The organism is Paenibacillus xylanexedens, from assembly GCF_007676705.1.
Lineage (GTDB): Bacteria > Bacillota > Bacilli > Paenibacillales > Paenibacillaceae > Paenibacillus > Paenibacillus xylanexedens_C.
Genome location: NZ_VEBF01000568.1, coordinates 1 through 244 on the forward strand (window position 1 = coordinate 1; position 244 = coordinate 244).

1 protein-coding gene is annotated in these 244 nt (G+C 45.9%); it reads right to left on the minus strand.

Annotated elements, in window-relative coordinates:
- Window positions 1–203: hypothetical protein (locus tag FS628_RS33365; RefSeq protein ID WP_369008923.1), on the minus strand; the 203-nt coding region annotated here is incomplete at its 3' end.
- Between the last annotated feature and the right edge of the window lie 41 nt (window positions 204–244).

The window sequence follows — 244 nt, forward strand, 5'->3', positions numbered from 1 at the left end:
AATTCGGGGTGTTCAGCTTGAAGGATTTTAGGAAGGTTAGAATAGGTGATAGGTTGTTTGGTTTTAATTAGAGTGGTAAAGATGTGATGTTTGAGGAGGTTGATGTGGTGGTTGAAGTGGATGTGAGAAGAGAGGGTGAAAGGGTGTACCTGGGGGTTGAAAGTAGAGATGGGGTTGGAGAGAGGGTGTGGAAGGATTGGAATAAGGGGGTGGAGGAGATATAGAGTGGATGGGGGGTTGTATG